The organism is Lysinibacillus sp. JNUCC-52 (assembly GCF_015999545.1).
Taxonomy (GTDB): domain Bacteria; phylum Bacillota; class Bacilli; order Bacillales_A; family Planococcaceae; genus Lysinibacillus.
Map to the genome: position 1 here is coordinate 400894 of NZ_CP065546.1, position 24756 is coordinate 425649.

Here is a 24756-nt window from a genome sequence, read left to right on the forward strand (position 1 = left end):
TAAAATGTCATATGTAATTTAGCAGATTATGAGGAAATTTTAAAAAATATATTGACAAAATAATTTTTTTCTGTAAAATGAAAAACAATTCAAAAATATTTGTATAGAACAAAGGCTATGAAAAGAAATAGTATCAATTATTTTTACGAACAGAAAGTTACCGGTTGATGAGAGGTGCATGTAAAACGATTGAGAATTCATCTTGGAGCTGTGTACCGAAAAGATCATTCTAAGTAGGCTACACCGGTAAGCATCCGTAATCATGTGCGAGAGTATCGTCTAAATGACCGTACTTCTTAAGGTAAGTAATGTGAATTACTTATAAATTAAAGGTGGTAACACGAGTTGAATCGTCCTTTTGGTTAATCCAAAAGGGCGTTTTTTTTTATTCCTTTTTTTAAGCAAAGTATTTGAAAATCTAAACGTATTAGGAGTATGACATTATGAAAGACAATCATCAAGAAGATTCACAGCTTAAGCGCGGATTAAGTACGCGTCATATGCAGCTTATTGCACTTGGCGGATCCATTGGAGTCGGTTTATTTTATGGCTCAAGTTCAACAATTCAAATGGCAGGGCCATCTATTTTACTAGCTTATTTAATTGGTGGATTAGTTATTTTCACAATTATGCGGGCATTAGGTGAAATGGCAGTAGAAGAACCTGTATCAGGTTCGTTCAGTACGTATGCGAATAAATATTTAGGACACTTTGCTGGGTTCTTATCTGGTTGGACGTATTGGTTCATGTGGATTGTCGTGGGCATGGCAGAATTAACAGTAGTCGGTGTATACATTAACTATTGGTTCCCTGATATTCCACAATGGTTAACTGCCCTTGTAATACTTATCATTATGACACTTGTAAACTTAGCAAATGTAAAAGCTTATGGCGAATTCGAATTCTGGTTTGCGATGATTAAAGTTGTTGCGATTATCGGTATGATCGTGCTAGGATTAGCCATTATTTTCTTCGGTGTTGGCAACCAAGGGGAAGCAATTGGTTTCGATAACTTATGGGCACACGGTGGCTTCATGCCAAACGGTTTCCATGGTATTTTAATGTCACTCGTATTAGTTATGTTCTCATTCGGTGGGGTTGAATTAGTAGGTATTTCTGCAGGAGAAGCAAAAAATCCTAGCAAGTCAATTCCTTCAGCTATTAACAACATCATTTGGCGTATTTTAATTTTCTACATAGGGGCATTAGGCGTTATGATGGTGATTTACCCTTGGAACGAAGTTGGTTCAGAAGGTAGCCCGTTCGTTCAAATTTTCGATTATGTCGGCATCCCAGCTGCGGCTCACATTATCAACTTTGTTGTAATTACAGCAGCAATGTCTGCATTTAATAGTGGTTTATACGGTTCAGGACGTATGCTTCACAATTTATCGGTCCAAAAAAATGGTCCGAAATATTTTAAAACAGTAAGCAAAAACGGTAGTCCGCATAGAGGGATTTTATTTTCTTCAGCGATGTTATTAATCGCGGTTGTCTTAAACTATGTTGTACCTGAAAAAGTGTTCATCTATATTTCTGCTGTTGCGACAGTTGCAGTCATAACAAGCTGGATGATTATTTTATTAGCACAATTAAAATTTAGAAAGTCAAAAACGAAAGAAGAAGTAGCTGAACTGAAATTCAAAATTCCGCTTTATCCACTTTCAACGTATATTGCCATAGCATTCTTATTAATGGTTATTGTGTTAATGGCGTTTATTCCAGATATGCGTGTTGCGCTATATGTCGCACCAGTTTGGTTTTTAATCTTATTTATTGGTTACAAAGCAAAAAATGTTAAAAAGTAATTCATACTTTGCAAAATAAGTGACCGATATTAGCTATGAGCGTTATCGAGATGGGCAACAGTAGGTTGTTTTCAATCTCGATAGCGCTCATAGCATTATAATCAATAATATAATCATCCCATTTTCCAAAAGGATAGTTATCATTCATACGAAAATTATTAGGAACTGAAGCAAGAATCACTATAGGTAATCGACGTCCAAGCCCTCCTCCTCGCCGAATAATTTTAGTTTACATAATATAAATATCTTGGACACAGCTTTCCTCATAATTTATCGTTTAAAAGGGGATTATTCGTTTAAATAATGCTAATTATTGTTTAATGAAGATTTATCCATTATTTTTATAAATTATTCAAACGAGTGACAAACTTAGCTGGTTGTTACAGAATCACAACTATTCTAGTTTCTTTCATTTAATGACAAAATTTAAACACTTTTCAGGTGGATTGTTTTTTTATTCAAGCGATCCACACCTTAGGCTCTTTAATCTTGGCATTTGCTGTATATCAATTTAATAAGTACTGATATTTGTTAAATTTAGAATCGAATTTGGTGTATTTGAAGACTAAATCTTTATACATTTTGAAACATCTCTATAAAGTTTTGAGCAGCCTTGGACAAGCTATGATCTTTTAGCCATATTAATCCGACTGATCCAGTCAACTCTGTTGTGCTTGTTATCCGATAAGCATTTATTGGATATCCTTGAAAGCAATGAAGTAAGGTTTCTGGAATAATAGATGCAGCAAAATCTGCTGTAACTAAATCCATCAAAAGACTGATATCAGAACATTCTCCAACAATATTAGGATGGAGTTTAAATCGAGAAAAAGCTTCTAGTATTAAGTAATGCACACCTAGACCCTCTGTACTGGGAATTAGGAGTGGGTAATGTTGAATTTCATCCAGTGTTACTTCCTGATCAAATGATGTCTGCTTTCTAGATGTGATGAAATAAAAAGGTTCGTTACAGAGATGGAGTACAGAAAAATCATCCAAATTTAATGGCATGCGGATAATTGCTAATTCCACAATTCGATCTCTGATTAATTGACAAAGAATAGAAGATTCATTTTGTTGAATTTTATAAGTAATCTTTGGAAATTGTTTTTGATATTGCTCAAGAATATGCGACATTCCATTAACAGAAAAGGTATTTACCCCAATTGTTAATCTTCCATTTATGCCTTTCCCGACTTCCATTACCTCAGTTTTGGTTTCCTCCATCAATTGAGTTATTTCTAAAGCATTTTTGTATAGAGCATTTCCCGCCTCTGTCACTACTAAATATTTCCCACTTCGCTCAACTAATTTTGAACCGAGTTCCGTCTCCATTGCTTTCAATTGCTGGCTTAATGGTGGTTGGGATATATGAAGTCTTTTAGCAGCAGCAGAAATCTTCTTTTCTTCTACAATTGCAATAAAATAGCGTAGTTGCCTAATATCCATCATTAACATCCTTTCCATTAGGTATATGAAAAACATTAGTAAAACAAATATTATTAATATTTTTCATATATGTAACCTCATGATAACATGTTTATTAAGGGGAATCTGGCTATATAAATCTGAAAGGGATTTTTTAAAGTTACCTTGTTGTTATGATTACCACAAGTAACTTGACTCTAAAATACGGGGAAAGTTCACCTGTACAATCAAATAAAAGGAGGAAACTAATTTGGAACTTCGGTTATTTTCCGCGTCTGCAGAAGGAGACATAGAAACCATTATTGATTTATAGGGAAGCTGGAGCAATTACAACATTAACTAATCGTCCGATAGTTGGATGAAGATTGCATTATGGTGTATCAGCGCTGGGGTGAGTTAAATTCTTAGGATATGCTTAATGATTGATAGAAGGGATTGGATGATATGAGTTCTACTTATTGGTTAACAAATACACGTTTGGAGACAAGCTTCCAAATCGAAGATGGCGTGGTAACTGCTACACATACGGATTGTTTCCATTTGCTAATTAAAGACGGAAAGATAGAAAAAATATTATCTTCTATTGAGGAGATAAACGATGATTTGCCAAGGGAAAATGCGCAACATCTACTGGCACTTCCTTCTTTTATTGAAAAACACTGCCACTTGGATAAAACATTGCTTGGTGATCGATGGCGTTCTGTAACACCCGTGCGTAATATCTTTGAACGTCTTGAAATTGAAAAAGAGGTTCTTCCTACGCTGAAAACGACCACACAGGAACGTGCGGAAAGGTTACTTGGAATATATGTGAAATCTGGTATTACGCATGTACGTACACATGTAGATATATATCCAGAAGTCGGATTAAAAAATTTAGAAGAAGTTCAAAAAGCATTGCACTCTTATAAGGGGAAATTAACGCATGAAATTGTTGCCTTTCCTCAACATGGCTTATTACGTACAGATTCAAGAGAGTTAGTAAGAAAAGCATTACAAAATGGAGCGACACATGTAGGCGGTGTTGATCCAGCTACTGTGGATGGAGATATTAATGCCTCATTAAAAGCAATGGTTGAATTAGCTGTAGAAGGAAAAGCAGGAATCGACTTGCATTTGCATGATCCGAATCATTTAGGGATTTTTACAATAAAGAAACTAGCTCAGTTAACAATAGAAGCTGGTTTGCAAGGAAAAGTATCGATTAGTCATGCTTTTGGGCTTGGAGATATCCCTTTATCTCAAGCTGAAGAGATGGCTATATTACTTGCTGATGCGGGAATTACTATTATTTCTAGTGTGCCAATTAATCGAAAATTTCCTCCGATGGGCCTATTACGACAAAATGGCGTGTCTGTTGCAGTTGGATGCGATAATATTTTTGATGTTTGGTCACCGTTTGGTAATGGAGATATTTTAGAAAATGTTGGACGTTTAGCTGAAATTTCTGGTTGGGTGGATGAACGTTCATTGGCACAAGCACTAAGCTATATTACTGACGGTAAGACGCCTCTTAATTATGAAGGTGAGCAAGTTTGGCCAAAAGTTGGCGATGAGGCAAATATTGTGTTGGTCGACGCTTCTTGTTCTGCTGAAGCAGTTGCACGGAGAGCCAAGCGAGTAGCTACAATGTTCAGAGGGCAATTAGTTTCAAGTTCTCTCTAATAAACTCTATAAATAATAACTTGAATCATTCTGTCAGTTTGTAAGACATTCTAAATTTAAATATCGATGGACTAGAATGCTCACAGAATAGTTGCTAGGATTTTAGATTTTGCAATCATTATTCTATGAGCTTATTTATCGGAATTTTACAAACATTAAATAAATCTAATATGGTGAAGTAGTAACTAGGTATTGTTTTTAAACAATTAAGAGTTGAAGAAGGCATATAATGTCTGACATTCAAAGAAGTCCATTGGGAAATGTACCACTAATAATCTCCTTAGTCATTTGTGGATTTATGGGCATGTTTAGTGAAACATCCCTTAATATTGCTTTACATCATTTAATGATAGAATTTCATATTTATCCAGCTACGGTGCAATGGCTTTTTTATCTCACGTTAATATTCCTCATGATGTTGCTGTTCAGGCAGGGGGCTTAATTCATTACATTCAAAATGCATATACCTTTGCTGTCGTCATAGCAATTATTAGTCTGATTTGTTCTCTATTTATTAAGCGAGTGCAAGTCACTTAAGTTTTAAAAGCTCTTAAGTTTATTCTATAAAACAAAGAAATATATAAGGAGAGATTGGTTTGGCATTATTATTAAAGAATGTGCGGTTGGAAACAGGGTATTTGTATGATCAATCGTTTGTCACAGCTACCGAAACGAAAATAGTTGATATTTTGATTGAAAATGGCAAGTTTGTTGAAATATCTACAACAATTGAAACAAATGATGCAGTAGTAGTCGATGCTAAAGAGCAACTACTCGTTCCATCGTTCAAAGAAATGCATACACATATTGATAAAACATACTTCGGTGGCGAGTGGAAAGCACCATCTCCAGCTACAGAAGGGATTTTTACTCGTTTTAAAGAAGAAGCGACTATATTGCCTAAACAACTGGATGTAGCTGCAGAGAGAGCTCATGCTATGGTAAAGCATTATATAAAAAATGGACATACACATATTCGTACACATGTAAATGTTGACCCGCATATTGAGACGAAGCATATGGAAATAGTAAAGCATGTGTTAGAAAGTTACCAAGATCAAGTAACATATGAAATCGTCGCATTCCCACAGCATGGTATATTACGGAATGGTCCAGAGTTTTTAAGAATCCTTGAAAAAGCATTACAAATGGGCGCTACTCATATCGGGGGGGTTGACCCCGCTTTAGTAGATCGTAATAGCATGGAAGTTTTAAAAACAACTTTTCAATTAGCCGAAAAATATGATGTTGCAATTGACATTCATTTACATGAACAAAACACATTAGGGGCATTAGAAATCCAACATATTCTAAATGAAATCCAACAAAGATCATTCAAAATGGAAGTAACCCTTAGTCACGCATATGCATTAGCGGACTTACCACAACAAACATTAGACAATTTGCTAGATCAAATGGCTGCAAATAATGTTAGCGTAACAACAACGGTTCCAATAGGTGTGGGTCCGATTACAATTCCTGTGAAATATATGTATGATCGGGGCGTAAAAGTTTCTTTTGGGCATGATAGCCTGATTGATCACTGGTCCCCATTTGGAAGTGGCGATACGATCCATAAATTAAATCAGTTTGTACAACGTTTTAGCTACATCGATGAGTGGCATATTGGCCAATCCTTGAAATATGCGACAGGAGGATTAACACCATTAAATGAAGATGGTGAACAACAGTGGCCAAAAGTTGGTGATGTAGCCAATGCGTTACTCGTTGATGCAGTTAGCTCTGCGCATCTAATTGCTAGACAGTGTCCGCTTTCGACAGTAATTTCAAAAGGGAACATAATTCATGAAGAAGAGATAGAGCTAAAGGGGGAATTTCGTTGAGTACTTGGCTACGAAACGTTCGATTAGAAGTTGGTGAAACAACGTATGGAGATGGTAGCATTCAAACAAAAACCGATTTGTTTCATATTCAAGTTGCTCAAGAAGGAGTAATTCAGACGATTATTCCCGCAACTGAAAATGTCTTGGACGCAGATGCAGTTGATATGGAAGGGAAATTAGCTCTTCCTGCATTCAAAGACATGCATAATCATTTGGATAAGACCTACCTTTCATTAGGATGGAAAGCTTGTCGTCCTATGAAAAGTTTATCCGAGAGATTGGCTCTTGAAGCAGCTGAATTAGAGGAACTTATTGAAACTGCGGAACAGAGGGCATCTGCCATGATTGAACTGCATTTGAGTAATGGTGTGAATCATATTCGAACACATGTCAATATTGATCCATACATTAAATTAAGAAATTTAGAAGCCGTTAAAAAAGCACTTAAAGCTTATGATCAATATGTAACATATGAAATTGTCGCGTTTCCACAACAAGGCTTACTTGAGCATGAAGAAATGCCTGCCTTATTAAGACAAGCATTGGAATCTGGTGCAACAATCTTAGGGGGACTTGACCCGTCAGGCATCGATAAAGACATCGAAAAATCACTGCAAGTCACAATGGATATAGCTAGAGAGTACAATGTGGATGTCGACATGCATCTGCATGATCAAGGACAAGTAGGTTTCTATACTATGGATAAATGGCTGGATATGGTGAAAGAACAAGATTATAAGGGAGCCACTGCTTTTAGCCATGCATTTGGTTTAAGTAAATTGGCACCTCCTATGCAAAAGCAATTTGCCAAAAAATTAAGCGAGTATAATGCGGGAATAATGTCAACTATTCCTATTTCTATAAACTCTCAACTCATTCCAATTGATATTATGATAGCGCAAGGCGTTAAAGTTGCCTTGGGCTGTGACGGTTTTTTTGATTCTTGGAGTCCATATGTGCCAGGTGATATTTTAGAAAAAGTGTATAATTTTTGCGAATACACAGGGAAATCAAGCGAACGCTCGTTACGTGAAAGTTTAAGTTTAATTACACAAGGCGTAACACCACTGAATGGTGAAGGTGAACAAGTGTGGCCTCTGGTTGGGGATGAGGCCAGTTTTGTATTTATAGATGCCAGCTGCAGTGCAGAGGCGGTTGCAAGGCTACCGAAAAAAAGACAGTTGATGCATAAAGGTAGGTTATACAAATCAAAACATTAGAAGGGTTCGACGAAAATCATCTAATGAAGAAGTGGAATAAAAATAACCTCTGACTCCATCGATAAGGTGGTTGTTTTTATGTCTGCTCACTTTACGAATTCTCACTAACAATTAACGCTCTATAAAAATATTTTTAGTTCGAAAGAATCTTATGATAAGGCAATAATTGCATCAGAGTGATTAACTTAATGTAAGATTAATTTTTTTATTAAATGTTTTATGAAAGAAAGGAAAGTACTAATGTCTAAAGAAACGAAAAAATGGAATTCAATTCTATTAATATTTTCTATTTTTTCAATCGCCATAAATATGCGTCCAGCAATTACATCTATTGGCCCAATGCTGGAAACTATTCGTGAGCAATTATTGTTATCAAATGCACAAGTGAGCCTGTTAACAGCAGTACCAGTCATTTGTATGGGAATTTTCGCCACATTGGCTCCGTTATTGAATCGGAAATTTGGGTTGCTAAGAACGATGGCTGTAATGATAACTCTAATCGGTGTAATGACCGCTTTACGTGGCTTTATTTCAGGATTTATAGTGCTTGTAGTTACAGCATTTATTATCGGAATCGCAATCGCAGTAGTGGGACCGCTTCTTTCAGCAATGATCAAACAGTATTTTCCTGACAAAGCTGCGTCAGTCATCGGAATTTATTCTTTCGGGATGGGAGTAGGATCGGCAGCGAGTGCGGGTTTGACAGCGGTATTCTTTGACACTACTGGGTCTTACTTTTTTGCTTTAAGCATCTGGTCCATACTTGCGCTAATTGGTCTTGTCGCATGGTTCTTAGCGATGAAAGGACAGATGGAAGGTCCGCAAATCAATTCTGTTAAAGCGAAAAGTCAGCGAAACAAGGTGAATTCTCCGTGGAAATCACGGAAGGCATGGTTGTTTTTGCTATTCTTCGGATTGCAATCCTCCGCATTCTTTTCAATCATTACATGGCTTGCACCGATTGCAACATCTTCAGGGTTGACTTTACTACAGGCTGGGACACTTCTGAGTATAATGACGACAGTTCAGATATTTTTTAACATCCTTCTACCGCTGCTAATGGAGCGTTTTCCTGCACGGAAGTTTTGGCTATTGCTGATCCTAATAGCTGGGATGTTAGCAGTCGTACTGTTCTGGACAGGGGTTCATTCACTTATGTGGGTTGGCGCATTCATCATGGGAATTCCCCTTGGTGGTTTATTCCCAATAGCACTGCTTTTACCTCTTGATGAGACAGAGACTGCAGAAGAGGCAAGTTCATGGACAGCGATGATGCAGACAGGTGGTTTCATCATTGGTGGTTTATTGCCACTTCTAATTGCACTTGTCTTTGACTGGACGGCGAATCATCAGTATACGCTTGCGATTATTATGTTGCTGTATGTTATGATGTTTGTCTTGACGTTTTTGATTGGCAATAAAAAATATCGTTAGAATTAACAGGTTTATTGAATGAAATCATTATGATTCATACTGTTTTAGTCAAAATACAAAATGAAAGTTCATAGTATTCAAATTAAAAAAGAGTAGCCGAAGCTACTCTTTTTTCTGTTCTATAATCACGCTCGATCTTAATAAGCATTACTATGTATTCGTATCTTATAAGTATATTAACTTATTAGTAGGTCTCGTTTAATACTAGAATGTGTTCTTTCTTAGAAAAAACCTTCAATAAGTTCAGTTTTAAATATAGGCATAGCACTCTTCAGCTATGCCTATTTCTGAGTAAGCCTTTTAAGGTTAAATAACTTTAATTACTTCAATATATCTATACATTCCCCTTAACATAACTTGGTCATCCTTTAAAATGTTAAGCCTGTGTTTATTCTTACTAAACAATACCTCAAAACTTCGACCAATGTCTGTTCCTAATATGCTTATAAAAGGCCTTAACAGTTTTTTTGTTAGTGTTAATTTTTGATTTTTAGCAGCAAATTTATCAAAGATCAGAATTCTTCCATCCTTCTTTAAAACTCTTATCATCTCTCCAAAGCATTTATTTTCATCAGGAACGACAGAGAGAATTAAACTCGCTACAATATAGTCAAATGATTCATCTTCAAAAGTCATATTTTGAGCATCCATTTCTAAAAATTCAATTGAAGAGTGCTCGAATTTACGTTTAGCTTTAGCTAGCATGTCAGGAGAATAATCAATAGCTGTAATATCAAAATCACCATAGTTAATTAATTCTAAATCAGCTCCAGTACCAATCCCTACATATAAGATTTTTTGGTTACTTTGAAAAGGGGCTTTTTGAAAAATTCTTTTCCTAGTCTTTAAAAAAATACCTGTATTAAAAAATTTATCATAGAAAGAAGAGCCCACTTTGTAAATAATCTTGTTCCACGTATTATTCAATATATCATCCACCTTTCTACAGTAATATCGAAGCATTTGAATTCCTTAAATCCTGTGAAGCCTCCGAAGCTAGGAGTGACCTTACTCCACCAACCTTTTAGCTCGAGACATCACTAACATACTAATAGTAATGAGCGCAAAGGCTGTTAACGCAAGAAAGGGGATTGATACAAACCCAAACCAATTTATATATTGAATATTACAAGGGACACCACTTACACACGGTTTAAATCCACCGAAGCCAGGAATCTTCTGTTCAAGATAGTGTATTAATGATATGCAGCCACCAATAAGTATGATGAGGTTGGGAATCGTCTTGCAAAAAGCGTGAAAAATGCAGGGAAAAATGAATCTATTACCTATAAGTATAATAAAGCGAATCAATATCGTTTGTAAACAATCTGGAATACTTGTACGATCAAGATGGAAACTTACATTTACCTGCTGGACAGTAGTTTACGCACATAGTTATAGACCGAAAAAATGAGGTGAACTTTTTGATATTTTTTAGTATAGGTTTATTAGTTGTGGGGATGATATTCGCAATAATACGTAGAAGTATCTATCCATTCATTGAAATACTTATCTATGCAAGTGTTGCATTACTATATGATCTTTTTCAATTCATCTTCAGCTTATTAGGGAATAATTGGATGTATCATCTAGCTATTCCCGTTATATTAACATGGATAGCATTCTATTTTGCAAATAAAATAATAAAAAAAATAGATTGGCAGTATTAATAAATTCATTTAATAAATCCTCTCTAGATACAATTTATAAGCTTTAAAAAATCATTAAATTACAAACTATTACAATTTTATAACCAAAACTAGAGTTAGATACACGCTTAATCACTTTTAGGCTACTTAATTCCCATTTCTCAATGGGTTAAGTAGCCTGATTTTTCTTGTTTCAGCACTTCATGATGAATATAAAATAAGATTTATTAAGATTGAGGAAGAATAGTTCAAGATTTATTAAGAACTATGCAATTGAAAAGCGAGTAGAGCAAATGGTTTTTTCAGCTTGTCAAAAATCTAACTATTTCACCGTAGAATCATTAAACCTTATTCCCGCAAATTTTTCATCTTGTTCAGGAGCTTTTACTAGAAGATGAATTACTTTACATTGAGAGAACGTTTGAACAGTGCTTTGGTAGACCTCAAATGAAAATAAAATATGTACAAACGACGAAAAGAATATGAAATTGAAGAGAATTTTAGAAACAGCATAAATTTTTATGCAGTTTTTTCTTTACTTTCAAATAATTATTTTGTAAGATAAAGCCAACTTTAAAAGTGGCCAGACCACTTTTGAATTCATTCATTAAGAGACGCCATCATCTGAAGATGGAGGATTTTGTTTCTTTTTAGTAGGTATCCAAACACCAACTGAATGAAGATAAAGCCTTTGGATGCATTGTTTATCTGCGCGAAAGGAAAGCGACAGTAATAATTATTCCAAGGCGAATAGATTGACTAAGAAGTTGATCTTATAGATAAAAAAATCGAACAAAGAAAGTATTTTTAGATATCGTCCAACAATTACGACAACTTATTAAAATAGAAAAAATATAGGCTGGTGAAAAGTCATCTTCCGAAAGAGTCCTTTCAGACATCTAGGTGTCGGGCGTTCCTCTGAGAGAGGCATTGCGAAGTTTAGAGTAATTAGGACTTATCGAAATGAGACGTGGAGCAACGTTTCTAGCTTCTACAAAAGCATCAGCTCGTAGAAATATTGTCGATGTTTATATTAGAAGATGAAAAATCAAAAAGGATGTCCAATTAACGCGACAAATTTATGAAAAGGAAGCCATTCGCGTTATAAGTTGTACAGAGACTCTGCGAACACTACCAGAGTGGGGCAGCTTTTTTGTAAAGCTAGAGATAGAAAGTACGATTAATTGTCGGGATGTTTTACGAGAAATAATCATCACGTCAAGAAATCTTCTTTCACTAAAAGTCTGGTTTCAGTTAGCAGTTATGACGGTGACCGTTTAAGTCGAAACTCAACAGAAGAAGAAAAATTAATCATTCAAACGAAATCGATGCAGCTTGGCTATGAAAAAGAAGCATTAAAAGCTTACCAACAGTGGATGAATGCTGTACAAGGCATTTAGAAATCAAAGGGGGAGTAAAACATGGTAATACGTAACGTATTTAGTAAAAAGAAAGAGGACGGACAGGAAAAGGGATTTCCAGAAGGACTTATGACAAAATGTCCAGAATGCCGTCACATTCAGTTAACAAAGGAATTAGAAAAAAATCATAAAGTGTGTACAAAATGCGACCATCATTTCAAAATGACTGCACAGGAGCGCGTAGCATATCTCTTAGATGAAGGTTCTTTTGTTTCAATGGATGATCATTTACAAACAAGTAATCCACTTAATTTCCCTGATTATGTAGAAAAAATTTCAGTGGCTAAACAACAATCGGGATTAAGCGAAGCTGTACTGACTGGGTTTGGTACTCTTGATGGAGAAGAAATTGTTGTAGCCATTATGGATTCTCATTTCCGTATGGGCTCAATGGGCTCCGTTGTAGGAGAAAAAATCACACGTGCCGTTGAAAAGGCTATTGCATTACGTGTACCGATTATTATTTTTACTGCTAGTGGTGGAGCGCGCATGCAAGAAGGTATTCTATCATTAATGCAAATGGTAAAAACGAGTGTGGCATTAAAACGTCATAGTGAAGAAGGACTATTATTTATTTCGATTATGACGCATCCTACATACGGGGGCGTTTCAGCAAGCTTTGCCTCTGTTGGAGATATTAATATTGCTGAACCACAAGCATTGATTGGCTTTGCTGGTCGCCGTGTCATTGAAGAAACATTAAGAGAAAAATTACCAAATGATTTCCAAAAGTCAGAGTTTTTACTAGAGCATGGTCAGCTTGATGCTGTTTTCCATCGGAAGGATTTACGAAATCAAGTAGTAATGCTTGTAAAAATGCATACAAAAGGCGGTGGGCAACATGTCTAAAAATTTAGCTTTTGAAGAACCAGTAATACAATTACGAGAAAAAATTGATGAATTAAAAATGATTGCTACAAAGACGTCTAACACAGCTGAGCTTTTTTGTATGAATATTGTTTATACAGCTTTTTATGCAAATATATAAACAAGGCTATTATAGTACTTTTAAATTTTATGTAGAGAGTATTATCTGAAAAAAACTTGTATATTTGACGCTTTAAAACAAACTGCATTTTTATCGTTCCCATACTTTAATTATAAAGCCTTTAATTAAAAAACGATATTCAACAAACGTGCGCGATTCTGAAATAAGGATCAGCGCTCTTTTTCATTAAAGGGCCATTTAATGGAGGAAGCGTGCTAATATTAATTGTAGGGGGTGTGGACTTGAAAAAGACTTTTATAATATTAATAGGACTACTTTTCATATGCGTTGGATTCACAGCATTTTTCAATGGTAATCAGAAGCAAGAAGACCCAAAAATACTTTCACAATTAGAGGACAAAGGAAATGCTAATGGCAAAAGAGAATTCCTTTTCAGTCTTACTAATGTTGGGGAAAACAAGGCAGAGTTGGAATTCCCCACTTGGTTAGAATACAATATGTCAATCGGTAATCTAGATAACAAAGAGATACCTTCTGGAGAAATAATAGTGGAACACATAGATTTAAATGAAAACGCCAATGAAGGTAGAATATTGGTATTAAAACCTAATGAGAAAATTGAATATAGATTATTGATAAGTAAAATCCCAAAAGGAAACTATGAAATCGCTATTGACTCGTCATCGGGGTATGGTAGCACTCATCGTCAAGAATTTACAATTGAAAAGTAGTTTTCACTAATTCAGCAATTGGGCGCGTTTCTGTAACAAGGATAAGTTTCTCACTAAAGGGCTAATTTATTTTGTAAACAACTTTTAAGCAATGGTACCAAACGAGGGTTTGGGAATATTAAATTTAACTACAAGATAATTTGTATTAAAATTTAGTAAAAGTACCAACTATTATTTCTAAATTTTAAAAATAATTCTGAGGAGATGAAAATATGTCTTTTAAAGAAACTAAAGACGAAGTCATCATCGAAATGAAATCAACAAAGCCTACAGTAGAAAAACTACTCTTTCTTATAAACCAAGCATTAAAAGATGATAACTGGATTTTAAAAAACCTTATACACCAGAGAGATTCTTCATTTCGTAATTGTTTGTGTGATAACTAACAATATTACATAAGAACCTCTCTTTTTATTGGAAGAAACTAGATAATCAACACGCGTGGCTTTTTATATGAGAAGTGTGGATAATCAGCACTTTATCCATTTGTTTTTCAAAATTTGCAAGAAGATAATATTATTCATATTCACACGATGATTGCCTTTTTCGTTGTTTATATAAATATTGTTTTCAGTAGTTGATAATAAGGTTCCTGTGATCATCAGTTGATCTGTTTTAACTTGAATAGTATCTTCTATATAATTTTGTAATTGCTGATAAAGTGGGGTGCCAAAAAATAAATTAATTAAATTAGGACGTTTTGACACAAATTCTCCGAAATTTAAAACGAGAGCTTTATTTTTTATCATTTCTAAATCATATCGCTCTTCTTCTTGAGAGTTGTTAATGTGGGATAGTGAAATGAGTCGCGTATATAAAATAAAGATAGGTCCATTCTTCGTGTTCACCTGGATAAAATCTCGTCCTGCAATACTTAATATACCTACTTTTTCTTCAATTGTCTCAATGACTCGATTTTTTATTGTATCCTCATCTTTTGTTGTTTCTATAAATTTGCAATTAATTTTTATTTTCACATTTACACCTTGAAGTTTAAGGAAATGTAATTGAAGCTGGCGAGTATTGTTTACGTCGCTTTCAGAACCTAGTGATTGTAGCAGTTGATTTGCCTCATCTATACAAAATTTCAACTCATTTAATTGAGCCTTTGGTAATGAGCTAGTAGGAGAAGAAAAAACAGGAGTTGGAATTTTTGGGTTAGATTTATTACAGGAACATGTTAGTTTTTTGCATTTTTTACAGCGCTTCATGTGGAATCACCTTCATTTTCGATGGATGCAAAATGATCTTTAAGTGGGGCTAACAATGAATTTCTACTTTTTAGGACTCTAAAAATACCCCATAAACCTAATTCAATATCCCATCTAATATTTCCTGAACGATACAAATAGTCTCCTGGCTGCTGAGATAGTCCACCTGCTCCATAGAATAAAAGGAAATCGTCATTACTTCCAACAGTAGCTTCGCCTTTAAAGGAAACTACTGAAGAAAACATATCTTTTTTACTTCTAAAGAAGTGATGTGCATGAATGGTAAATGTATGTGCTCTCGGTTTATCAGCTGGAAATGCAAAACGAAATGTTACGGGGTCACCTGGATAAGCCAAAAATAGTGGCGTGCTCGGATTTTTTACATTAGCAGCACTGAAAACTTTGAAAACATCATTTAGATTTTCTACAAAATGACTAAATCGTTCTGCTCGGTAATTGAAGCCTCTTGAGCCTTGATCTTCAAAATCTTCTACTTCTTCCTCTGCATTGATGAGGAGTGGTTCGGGATCAATAATGACATCCCCGTTTTTATCAACAAGCCTTACCCCATCATGCATAACAATAGAGAATTCTCTAAACTCAGGGAGTAAAGGATTTGAAATAATTGCTTGATGTCCCAGATTGCCCTCTCTTCTGGTCTTTGGATGGAGATACTTTGACCCTTGAGACTCAGCAATTAGTATGCCAAATGCCCCGTGGTGTCGGTGATTTCGAATATCGGCCATATCCCATAAGTTAACAGAACCAAAATCAGTATCGATATACCAGGTATACTTTATGCTCTCACCTGGAGCAATTGTCTGATCGGGGTTGAACCCTACTGTTGCTCCATCAGAATGTCGAACGTCATAAATAGCTAGTTGAGCGTGTAATGAAATTCGTTGTGACGGGGGAAATGGTGCGCTAACAGGTACCTCGGGATAGCCATGTAGGGCCCTGTGATGGAATGTATCGTTCAATTCATTTGTAAGTGTAATTTCTACATATTCCCCAACATTCGCACGTAATATTAAAGGCTCTGGATTCACTTTCTTTAAACGAATATTTTCTACATTTTCCTTTAATATGAAAATTATCCCGAAAGGATCGTGATCTCCTTCATTGTTATAGTTAATTCGAGCATTTATTGCAGCGACTTCATATTTTCGAACAAGCGCGTTTGGTGGAATTGCGTCTTTCGGTCTTGTTGCTTTTTCAGGGGGTTTTCCTGTAGGACTTGGTAAAGGATCGTGTCGTGATGGTGGGGCGTCTCGATCTGGTAAAGGAATTAAATGCGGTACTCTTTTTTCAAACGACCTAAAAATACCCCAGTTTCCTAACCAAATATCATCGATGGAGCCGTAATGATAAAGCATATCGAAATCTCCTTCACCTTCCATGTTAAATTCAAGCGTGAAGGATTCAGCAAGAGCTATATGTTGTTGCTGATCTAATTTTGAAGATAAGTTGGGACGTTCTTTATGCCAGCGCTGACGGTGAAGATTAAAACTGTGTGACTCTTCATGTGCGCCTTGAAGGAGACGAATTCGAACAGGATCTCCATTGTAAGTTTGAAGCAATGGTGTGATAGGATCGCCATGCACCCATGAGCTAAAAACATAAGCAGGATCACGATTAGGTTTTTTTAAACGAAATTGAATAGGTTCATTTTTATAGTTGATAGCCATAACTCCTGGATCTTCTGGTGAACCAGGAAACGGTGGAGGATTGAGTGGACATCCGTCTTTATCAAATAACATCGTAAAATCTTGAACAAATAAATTTAATTCACGGAAATCGGGAATTAATGGATTGACGATTGTTGCTTGTGTACCGGATTGTATTTCCTTACCAGTAACGGAGCTTAAAAATTTTGAGCCTCTTGCTTGGACGTTAATGCCAGCAAAAACACCGTGGTGCTGATGTTCGTTGGCAAATAAATGATCGTGCCAAAAAGTTGCTTTTAACTCTACATCTGCAAACCACTGATATTGAATTGTCTCACCTGAAAGGATGCCTGAATCGTAGTTCCATCCAACATTTGCACCATCTGAACACAAAACATCAAATTTAACGAAGTGAACGTGCATGCCAGCCTCATATGTGCGGTTGACTAGTTGGAATGCATTACCGCCAAGTGTTTCAGGTAACTTATTTGTAAATTTAAAACGGATTACTTCCCCAGCATTTGCCCGTATAACCAATGGCTCAGGTTCTTTTCGACCGGCTAATATATCTTCTTCATCCTTAGCTAAAACATATAAGCGCCCTTCAGGATCATGCCATCCTTGCTTATTATAAAAAATAGGCATTTGAATAAGAACGACATCAAAGGTCCTTACTGGATTTACACCTGCAATAGCTGGGTTGACAAAAACAGCCCCAGGAACAGCATTCGGTGCAAAAGAGTTTTTTTCAATTTGAGTAGCTGGTCTACCACCTATAATGCCGAGCGGTGGGCGCGGAGCTTTAAGTCCGACAATTCCTGGCACAAAGTTTGGAAATCCTGGTTTTTCAGGTGTCGGTTTTGGTGGTAATGGTCGGTCCGGCAGTGGCTTAAGTGCTTTAATGGGCATGCCGTTAGGATAACACTGACTACCATCTTGTAACGTATTAAAATTACGTTGAATTCCCCACATACCTTCTCCAAAATGGGGGTACAGATGACAATGGATAATAGCATCGCCCATTGCCCCTTGTAATGAACCAGCCCCATATACAGGTGTGACTAAATAGTTCGATTGGGGTGAAATGGCCTGCACATCAAGAAGATCTGAGTTTTGATTTGTTGGTTCAGAAAACCATTGATGGACATGGTAATGAAATGAATGTGTTTCTTGTACACCAGCATGAATGAGCCTGATTTTTAAGGGATCTCCTATATAGGCTCGTAAAATAGGCGTTGATGGATCACCGAATACCCAAGAATCATGATGAACCTCTTCACCCTCACAGTCTGGACAAACAACACCTTCATGAATTAATCGTAGTCTGTTCCGCATAGGCTCCGAACGGTAGTTAATGGAATGGGTTGCTTCTGGTTGAAGTGTATGAGGACTGATGGGCTTTTGCCCTGTTAAATCGTGTACTTCCTCCTCGTCATGGAAAAACCAACCATATTCTCGATAAGAGGGGAGCAATGGATTGTGAATATCTGCAAAAAGACCACTATTAATTGGTTTGCCTGAAATAGGATCAGTCCAAGTAGATCCACGTGGTTCTACAAAAAGTGCACCAAACAAACCATGTACATTACTCCCTAATTCACTTGATAATGTATTTCCTAAATCAGAGAAAAAATGAGTTCCTTCAAGATGAACTTGCCATTTGTATACAATACTTTTTCCTGGTGGAACTGTTGTGTTCGGGTTTCGCCCAACAAAAGCTCCATCAGAAGTAAAAACATTATATTCTACATCTTGAATATGCATCGATGCATTGAAGGGAAGTTGATTTTCAAATAAAACCTCAATTTCGTCACCTACATTTGCGCGAATAACTAATGGCTCAACCAAGTCTACTGGCGTAAATGGATTCTTAGCGACTTTTTGTTTGATGAGACTTTCATTTTCCTTTAATACATACATCATACCTTTTGGATCGTGATCACCGAATTGATTGACAACAATACGTATAGGAATGGCAACGATGTGAAATTGTCTATTCATGGATACTATTCCTGATATCAGGTATAGGTCTGTTTTCATTTTCAATATAAAATACTTCTATATCATCGATGTGAACGCGAAATTTTTCACCATCAAGCTCTGGTATATTCGTAATCTCTGCATCAATCACTAAGTAGTCACTAACTACTTCCACGATAGGTCCAATAATTAGAAATGGATATTGGGCGAGTAAAATTAAAGACCTTACACCTACATTGTCCTTAAAAGCTTGTGCCACTACAGTTTGTCGTATGGTATTAATATCTGGCGTGTGAATACCAAGTTGTGTAGCAAGTTTATTTAAGTCCATAGTAACCTCCTATTCTTATGAAATTTCGAAGTGAAAACCTATACAAGTACAAGTTGTCGTTTACAATCAAATGGTGTAAATACTGCAATATGCTCCATAGGGAAACTTAGTGGTGTAGGGAATTTAAAAAACGGGGCATTGTGCATTTTAATAGTTACTGGATCTAGTGTAATATAGCCATTTGTTACTTCCGCTACTTTTCCGCAAAAAATAGGTCTAAATGTTTGACCGAGTATACTTAATTGATTTCTCTCGGTTACAAGCAATATGTTTTTCCCCTTCATTTCCAAAAAAAGCTCGTTTTGAGGAAGGATTGGTCCGCCCATTTTGCTTCACCTCCTTTTTTTGAGTAGACATCAACTTATTATATTGAGTCGAAATGATTTTATTACAAAAATTGACATTTTTAAAATGATTTTTTAGAGGTTTTGTTATGTCCAAGCCAGTTTGAAAATAATCGTTGGAAAAAAGAAGTGACTCTCCCTTGCTTTATATACGTAATTTGAGCAGTCGAAATTTCAGGCACATCTTGATGCTTTAAATAAACCTTTCCGGGCGTAATATTAAGTATTTTTCCTTTAATTAAGGTTTTAGCATAGATAGTCAGCCTTGTTCCTTTACATGTTTTCAAATTTGTTTCTAATAATTCTTCAAAGAATTGTTGTCTTAATACTTGTTTATTTGAAACCGTATGACTGAAGTTTGTTAATAGTTTTTTTCGCAGCTCTTCATCAATCACGACATTTTGGTGTGTGTTATGAATTGCAGGAATGCCAAACGGTAATTTAGCTGAATGAATTGTAATGTATGGTATCCAAATCCGAGTAAAGAGTGTTTTTAACATAACGAAATTTCGTCCTATTGTATGAACTTTGCCAACAGTATGGATGTTTTGATTTCCATTTTTGGAATAGACCTCTACAAGCTGATTTTTTTTAAATTTAAAAAATTTCATAAGCATCATTTGCTTTTTAAAATGGGGGAGATGCTCCCCAAGATTTTGTATATTTACACCATGAATATATTCTTGTAATAATTTCAATTCATATAAAGGTAATGGGCTCGCGGGAGAAGTGTAACGCTCCTCTTTTTTCAGTTCCGGATTTTCATTATCATATGTGTTTGTAATGCCTACAACCTCTTTTGTTTTCTCCAAAAAATCTCCTCCTATATAACAAAAAAATATGCAATTTCCAAAGTTAAGCTACCTACTTCAAAACTTCGTAAAGTGGAAGGAGCATTAGTAAGAGTCTAAGTAACCAATTTATCTATTCAACAGGTATTTCTTTTCAACTGGAATTTCATAACAAGAAGATGACATATATTTAAAATAAAGGAGCTGAATATTTGAGTGTAATATTTTGGTTAGTATTAATGAGTTATTTTATTGTTTGTTTTGCCACGTATACTTTTTTATACAGGATAAAATTTTTAATTAGCTATCATCTTGGAATGAATATCGCCATGTTAAGTAGTGGAGTGATGGGATTGGCCGTTGGTGTAGTTCTTGGCAATGCATTTCCTAGCCATTATACGTTGGTAACGATTGTTGTTACGGTGATTGCTATAGTAATCGGTGCAATATTTGGCGCGTTAGTGGACTATCAAACTTTACTTTCGGGTGTTTCAGGTGGATTAATGGCGGGAATAATGGGGCCAATGATTGGTGTTATGGCTGATTTTGGTTTTATAACTTTTTGTACCATTCTTCTGTATGTAATATTTGGAATGCTCTGTTTATCCGTCCGTTCTTAGCATACGTATAATGACTTGAATTAGATGAAGTTAGAAATATGACGATTAATATATTAAACTAAACGCTAAATGCATTTAAGTTCAGTGTATTTTGTTTTTATCATTTTGATCGAATAATCCCATAAGTAATAATAACGGCAAAAATAGCAAGTAGTTTAAACCGTAAAAAAAATAGCCACTGGTTTACCAATACGGGCGTATTCGATAAATAAGCGATAGTTACTAATAAACAAGTAATGAATAATACAACAATACACCAAAGTGAAGTTTTGAAAAATAAAGGTATGAATGAGTGGGTGAATAATCGGTGTTTACGCCAAAAACTTAGAGTAAACAAAAGCCCTCCTGCCCAAATTGAAATTGCGAAGAGAAAGGCGCTGTTATTAAATACTATAAGACTATATGATTTCAATTCAAATAAAAAACCATTTAAAAGTAAAATTAAAGACATCCAGATCATATCGAACCATTTATTACGAAATAGACAGATAAATCCAATTAGCGATAATACAAGTGATACATACCACAACAAATCGAAATTGGAATTAATCAAACTATTACTAGAATAGTCGGAAATTGTAGTAATGTTTAATTGCGTTAAAATCATAAAAAAGAGTCCTATAAGGTGAAGTATTTGAATGACCATCCCATAAGCTGTATATTTTTTCTTCAATTCAGTTGAGTAACCTTGAACAATCCTCCACCAGAATACCCAACCAACGATTAAAGATAAGCCCCCATAATAAATCGCCTTTATGAAATAAATAATCCATGCTGCTTCCTTGAGCTCATTAAGTAGTGATGTTTCTTGCTGGTATGTAATGGGTAGGCATAATTTATTATTTCCTATTTGAGTAAATAATAATGTACTGTCTATTTGAAACAAATAGGAACCCTTTACAGATTGTTCATCATTCAATAAGACAACGTTATAGTTAACATAGTATTTGCCATCTGGTAAGGAAGGTAAGTCTAAGCGGATTTCTTGTTGATCATCACTTATTTGTGCTTTATCACCAGTCACTGCTAGCCCCTTATGATCGATGACCTCAAGGGAATCTTGTGCTAGTTTGATTTTCTCATTAAAGGTTATGATGATTTCTGAAGGTGGCATTTCCAGGCGACTATTTGGAGATGGGGATTCCATTTTAACAACGGAGGGTCCCATAATATATTGAGCGCATAATCCAAATAATAATAATAATACAAATAAAAATAAAACATATTGTGGTTTAAATTTCATTAGTTTAATCCCTCCTGAGCAATCCATTAGCATATTTTATTCATTACAATCGATTATGGATATTACTTAGTAAGAATAGTGGCATAAAGTATGTAAGCAAATTTTTTCGTAGCGAAAGTGAAACGTCACCTACAAAAGTTTTCGCACAGAACACATTTGCAAGGCTAAGTACAAAGTAATTCCGAAATTTTTTGCATTAAAAAAGCTATCTAAGAAGAAGTCTTTTACTTATTAGATAGCTTTTTATTTCGTTTTTCGTAAGTTTAGCAGGAACGGAATCAACATGATTTGCAATGATCTCCATCAGCATATAAATAAATTTTACAAATTTTATCTTTTAAGATTGTAACGAATATATCGTCTTTTTCTTTTATTTCTATAAAATCTATGCCGAAACTGCAAAGTACTCCGCTCTCCTTCGTACCAAAAACAGTTTCGATTTCAACATTATGTCCTTTATATTGTAATAATTGATAATTTAGGTTATTCGTCAACCCAGCAAGATTTAAAACGAAAAATTTATCACAGCAGCTGTTAGGGTATTTAGAACACTTTATATATTCATCTTTTGAACAATGAGTATGACTCTGGACATGTTTTATTGGATGTTTTTTCTGTATTTTCTTTTTAATTGTGTTTCTCTGTCTAGCGCACAAATCAATACCCCCTTATAAGTATGATTAAGACATTATATGTTCATTAAATATACTCTTTTAGGGGAATGTAAAGGCTCTCAAAAGGTTGAATATGTATACTACAGCTAAATCTGGGTACGTAGTTCTGTTTTTTAATAAGGCAAAAATCAATGTAATAGTTTATTAATACAAGCTATCATCGCTACTTTAAAAGGTTTTCCTTCGTCACGTTTTTTATCGTAAAATTCAGGTAATTTCTTGTTTCGAGGAATGATTTTATCGTCTGCTCTAGTTTTCCTGCAATCTCGTATTGCACAACAACAGCCTTGAACAAGGCATAACGAAGTCTACTTGAACCTCGTTTTGTAATTCGATTTTTGGTTGCTGAAAACTTACCTGATTCGAAAACACTGGGGTCAACTCCATCGAAAGCCACAAGTTTTTTAGGATTGTTAAATCGATCTATTTCACCAATCTCAGAAATAATCGTTGCAGCGATTTTTTCACCGATACCTGGAATAGATTTGATAATACTATATTCTTCAATTTCTTTAGCGAGGGCATTTATTTCTGACTCTAACTTTGATAGATGCTCTTTGTATTGAAGAAGGATCTTTATATACATATCAAGACTTAAAATATGACTCTAGTAAACTGTTTTTTCAAAAGGATTACGAACTGCAACGACTTTAAGCTGTAAAGCTTTTTCATTTGCCCATTTAATGGATCTACTCTGACATAGTTCATAAATTTTGTCTGTAATAGATTCCTCACTTGCTTTCAAAATATCTTCTGAAGAAGGGAACTCTGAAAGAGTTAATAGTGAAACATTAGAATATAAATCTCCGAAAACCCCTTTATATTCAGGAAATACCTGTTCAAGGACTGCCTAAAATTGCAACATAGTTTGAATCATTACGCCAGTTATATTTTCATGTTGTCTTGTAAGATTACGAAGATTTAATAACTGCACACCACGCTTTTTATTTGGCTCTAATTCCTCTTTAAAGAAAAATTCACAAAGAAGATAGGCAATGGCATCCGTTTTTACTTTTCTCAAACTCGAACTTCTTGCCTTATATGAAATTAACGGATTAATGATCTCCTCGTTTTTCTAAATGTTGTATGACAGGAGCACCATAATGTCCTGTAGCTTCTAAAATGATTGTAGGCATCATACCAGCCTCGTTTTTTACATCCTCTAAAAATATAACAAGGTCTTTAAGACCTTCCACGGAGCTGTTATGACCTTGATGATGGGATATTTCGATAGCTCCTATGACTTGAACTTTCTATATAGCACATCAAAACCCGATATTTATAGAATGGAATTTAATGAACACGAATTACTGAACATTCAAAGAAATGGGATGTAAGTATTAGCGTTAAACAATAAAAATTATTTCTTGTTAATTTAACAATCGGGCGCGATTGTGGAGCAACACAGGTAGAAAATACCCAAACTTTTTTATAAAACCTAACTTAAAACTGCTAAAGAAGAATCCCTTTTGATCAATCTTTTTTCAAAAGGGATTCTTCTTATTTAACTTAAAATAAGGAGTTTGCGAGGCATTTTTGCTCAAACTTTATTTCAAAGTAACATTAATAAAATATGATTATTCTCTTGGGACAGCTAACAGATCCTGATTATGATGTAGTGAGTCATGGGACATGTGCGCGTTACTCTAGGAAATACGACTGTTTTCATGTAAGGACCAGAAAGTTTTTTCCTGTATCTGTTATAATAAAATTAGTAAAATTTCCTTATTAATTTCATAGCAGAAA

At 35.1% G+C, this 24756-nt stretch carries 19 protein-coding genes, 3 pseudogenes and 1 other annotated feature; of the genes and pseudogenes, 12 read left to right on the forward strand and 10 right to left on the reverse strand.

Annotation, left to right across the window (positions count from 1 at the left end):
• Window positions 1–108 precede the first annotated feature (108 nt).
• Window positions 109–361: a binding site (T-box leader), on the forward strand.
• Between the two features lie 82 nt (window positions 362–443).
• On the forward strand, window positions 444–1808 hold the full coding sequence (locus JNUCC52_RS02195) for an amino acid permease (RefSeq protein ID WP_337981224.1): 1365 nt from the start codon (window positions 444–446) through the stop codon (window positions 1806–1808).
• 573 nt (window positions 1809–2381) lie between these two features.
• Here JNUCC52_RS02195 and JNUCC52_RS02200 read toward each other — a convergent pair.
• Window positions 2382–3257 (reverse strand): LysR family transcriptional regulator, encoded by an 876-nt coding sequence (locus JNUCC52_RS02200; protein ID WP_337982169.1) that lies wholly within the window; start codon window positions 3255–3257, stop codon window positions 2382–2384.
• A gap of 423 nt (window positions 3258–3680) precedes the next feature.
• On the opposite strand from JNUCC52_RS02200, the gene JNUCC52_RS02205 reads away from it, so the two are divergent.
• The 4 genes from JNUCC52_RS02205 (at window position 3681) to JNUCC52_RS02220 (ending at window position 9399) form a co-directional block, all read left to right on the forward strand.
• Complete coding sequence (locus tag JNUCC52_RS02205; protein ID WP_337981225.1) at window positions 3681–4901, forward strand: amidohydrolase; 1221 nt, start codon at window positions 3681–3683, stop codon at window positions 4899–4901.
• A 596-nt stretch (window positions 4902–5497) separates the two neighbouring features.
• On the forward strand, window positions 5498–6745 hold the full coding sequence (locus JNUCC52_RS02210) for an amidohydrolase (RefSeq protein ID WP_337981226.1): 1248 nt from the start codon (window positions 5498–5500) through the stop codon (window positions 6743–6745).
• Complete coding sequence (locus tag JNUCC52_RS02215; protein WP_337981227.1) at window positions 6742–7965, forward strand: amidohydrolase; 1224 nt, start codon at window positions 6742–6744, stop codon at window positions 7963–7965. The genes JNUCC52_RS02210 and JNUCC52_RS02215 overlap by 4 nt, the downstream gene beginning before the upstream one ends.
• A gap of 240 nt (window positions 7966–8205) precedes the next feature.
• Entirely contained in the window at window positions 8206–9399 is a 1194-nt protein-coding gene (locus tag JNUCC52_RS02220; protein ID WP_337981228.1) for an MFS transporter, read from the forward strand.
• Between the two features lie 306 nt (window positions 9400–9705).
• Here the strand turns inward: JNUCC52_RS02220 and JNUCC52_RS02225 are convergent, their stop codons facing one another.
• Window positions 9706–10326: a class I SAM-dependent methyltransferase gene (locus tag JNUCC52_RS02225; RefSeq protein ID WP_337981229.1), complete on the reverse strand. Its 621-nt coding sequence runs from the start codon at window positions 10324–10326 to the stop codon at window positions 9706–9708.
• A gap of 81 nt (window positions 10327–10407) precedes the next feature.
• Window positions 10408–10620 (reverse strand): annotated as a pseudogene (locus tag JNUCC52_RS02230) (disulfide oxidoreductase); the annotation flags it as partial.
• Window positions 10621–12232: 1612 nt separating this feature from the next.
• Here JNUCC52_RS02230 and JNUCC52_RS02235 point away from each other — a divergent pair.
• From JNUCC52_RS02235 to JNUCC52_RS02255, 5 genes are all read left to right on the forward strand, one after another.
• On the forward strand, window positions 12233–12448 hold the full coding sequence (locus tag JNUCC52_RS02235) for a hypothetical protein (RefSeq protein ID WP_337981230.1): 216 nt from the start codon (window positions 12233–12235) through the stop codon (window positions 12446–12448).
• Between the two features lie 21 nt (window positions 12449–12469).
• On the forward strand, window positions 12470–13318 hold the full coding sequence (gene accD / locus JNUCC52_RS02240; protein ID WP_337981231.1) for an acetyl-CoA carboxylase, carboxyltransferase subunit beta: 849 nt from the start codon (window positions 12470–12472) through the stop codon (window positions 13316–13318).
• Complete coding sequence (locus JNUCC52_RS02245; protein ID WP_172770964.1) at window positions 13311–13457, forward strand: hypothetical protein; 147 nt, start codon at window positions 13311–13313, stop codon at window positions 13455–13457. Before accD ends, JNUCC52_RS02245 begins: the two co-directional genes overlap by 8 nt.
• 242 nt (window positions 13458–13699) lie before the next feature.
• On the forward strand, window positions 13700–14149 hold the full coding sequence (locus JNUCC52_RS02250; RefSeq protein WP_337981232.1) for a hypothetical protein: 450 nt from the start codon (window positions 13700–13702) through the stop codon (window positions 14147–14149).
• Between the two features lie 212 nt (window positions 14150–14361).
• Window positions 14362–14535 carry a hypothetical protein gene (locus JNUCC52_RS02255; RefSeq protein WP_337981233.1) on the forward strand — a complete coding sequence of 58 codons (174 nt, stop codon included), beginning with the start codon at window positions 14362–14364 and terminating at the stop codon, window positions 14533–14535.
• 84 nt (window positions 14536–14619) lie between these two features.
• Here JNUCC52_RS02255 and JNUCC52_RS02260 read toward each other — a convergent pair whose 3' ends face one another.
• The 5 genes from JNUCC52_RS02260 to JNUCC52_RS02280 form a co-directional block, all read right to left on the reverse strand.
• Complete coding sequence (locus JNUCC52_RS02260; RefSeq protein ID WP_337981234.1) at window positions 14620–15360, reverse strand: hypothetical protein; 741 nt, start codon at window positions 15358–15360, stop codon at window positions 14620–14622.
• Window positions 15357–19028: a multicopper oxidase domain-containing protein gene (locus JNUCC52_RS02265; protein WP_337981235.1), complete on the reverse strand. Its 3672-nt coding sequence runs from the start codon at window positions 19026–19028 to the stop codon at window positions 15357–15359. The genes JNUCC52_RS02260 and JNUCC52_RS02265 overlap by 4 nt, the downstream gene beginning before the upstream one ends.
• Window positions 19021–19338 carry a hypothetical protein gene (locus JNUCC52_RS02270; protein ID WP_337981236.1) on the reverse strand — a complete coding sequence of 106 codons (318 nt, stop codon included), beginning with the start codon at window positions 19336–19338 and terminating at the stop codon, window positions 19021–19023. The genes JNUCC52_RS02265 and JNUCC52_RS02270 overlap by 8 nt, the downstream gene beginning before the upstream one ends.
• Window positions 19339–19376: 38 nt before the next feature.
• Complete coding sequence (locus tag JNUCC52_RS02275) at window positions 19377–19664, reverse strand: hypothetical protein (RefSeq protein WP_337981237.1); 288 nt, start codon at window positions 19662–19664, stop codon at window positions 19377–19379.
• 80 nt (window positions 19665–19744) lie between these two features.
• On the reverse strand, window positions 19745–20494 hold the full coding sequence (locus JNUCC52_RS02280; RefSeq protein WP_337981238.1) for a hypothetical protein: 750 nt from the start codon (window positions 20492–20494) through the stop codon (window positions 19745–19747).
• Window positions 20495–20685: 191 nt separating this feature from the next.
• Between JNUCC52_RS02280 and JNUCC52_RS02285 the strand changes: the two genes are divergently transcribed.
• The gene (locus JNUCC52_RS02285; RefSeq protein WP_337981239.1) at window positions 20686–21093 is read left to right on the forward strand and encodes a hypothetical protein; all 408 of its coding nucleotides are present in this window, start codon (window positions 20686–20688) and stop codon (window positions 21091–21093) included.
• Between the two features lie 100 nt (window positions 21094–21193).
• On the opposite strand, the gene JNUCC52_RS02290 is transcribed toward JNUCC52_RS02285, so the two are convergent.
• Together JNUCC52_RS02290 and JNUCC52_RS02295 are read right to left on the reverse strand one after the other, a co-directional pair.
• Entirely contained in the window at window positions 21194–22336 is a 1143-nt protein-coding gene (locus JNUCC52_RS02290) for a copper resistance CopC family protein (RefSeq protein WP_337981240.1), read from the reverse strand.
• Window positions 22337–23049: 713 nt separating this feature from the next.
• Window positions 23050–24251, reverse strand: a pseudogene (locus tag JNUCC52_RS02295) (IS110 family RNA-guided transposase).
• Between JNUCC52_RS02295 and JNUCC52_RS02300 the strand changes: the two are divergent.
• A pseudogene (locus tag JNUCC52_RS02300) lies at window positions 24186–24367 on the forward strand (histidine phosphatase family protein); the annotation flags it as partial. The pseudogenes JNUCC52_RS02295 and JNUCC52_RS02300 overlap by 66 nt on opposite strands.
• Window positions 24368–24756: the final 389 nt, after the last annotated feature.

Bases quoted from the DNA above. Each gene is read 5' to 3' on its own strand.
- JNUCC52_RS02195 (WP_337981224.1), top strand. From the start codon at position 444: ATGAAAGACAATCATCAAGAAGATTCACAGCTTAAGCGCGGATTAAGT.
- JNUCC52_RS02200 (WP_337982169.1), bottom strand. From the start codon at position 3,257: ATGGATATTAGGCAACTACGCTATTTTATTGCAATTGTAGAAGAAAAG.
- JNUCC52_RS02205 (WP_337981225.1), top strand. From the start codon at position 3,681: ATGAGTTCTACTTATTGGTTAACAAATACACGTTTGGAGACAAGCTTC.
- JNUCC52_RS02220 (WP_337981228.1), top strand. From the start codon at position 8,206: ATGTCTAAAGAAACGAAAAAATGGAATTCAATTCTATTAATATTTTCT.
- accD (WP_337981231.1), top strand. From the start codon at position 12,470: ATGGTAATACGTAACGTATTTAGTAAAAAGAAAGAGGACGGACAGGAA.
- JNUCC52_RS02245 (WP_172770964.1), top strand. From the start codon at position 13,311: ATGTCTAAAAATTTAGCTTTTGAAGAACCAGTAATACAATTACGAGAA.
- JNUCC52_RS02255 (WP_337981233.1), top strand. From the start codon at position 14,362: ATGTCTTTTAAAGAAACTAAAGACGAAGTCATCATCGAAATGAAATCA.
- JNUCC52_RS02260 (WP_337981234.1), bottom strand. From the start codon at position 15,360: ATGAAGCGCTGTAAAAAATGCAAAAAACTAACATGTTCCTGTAATAAA.
- JNUCC52_RS02265 (WP_337981235.1), bottom strand. From the start codon at position 19,028: ATGAATAGACAATTTCACATCGTTGCCATTCCTATACGTATTGTTGTC.
- JNUCC52_RS02270 (WP_337981236.1), bottom strand. From the start codon at position 19,338: ATGGACTTAAATAAACTTGCTACACAACTTGGTATTCACACGCCAGAT.
- JNUCC52_RS02275 (WP_337981237.1), bottom strand. From the start codon at position 19,664: ATGGGCGGACCAATCCTTCCTCAAAACGAGCTTTTTTTGGAAATGAAG.
- JNUCC52_RS02290 (WP_337981240.1), bottom strand. From the start codon at position 22,336: ATGAAATTTAAACCACAATATGTTTTATTTTTATTTGTATTATTATTA.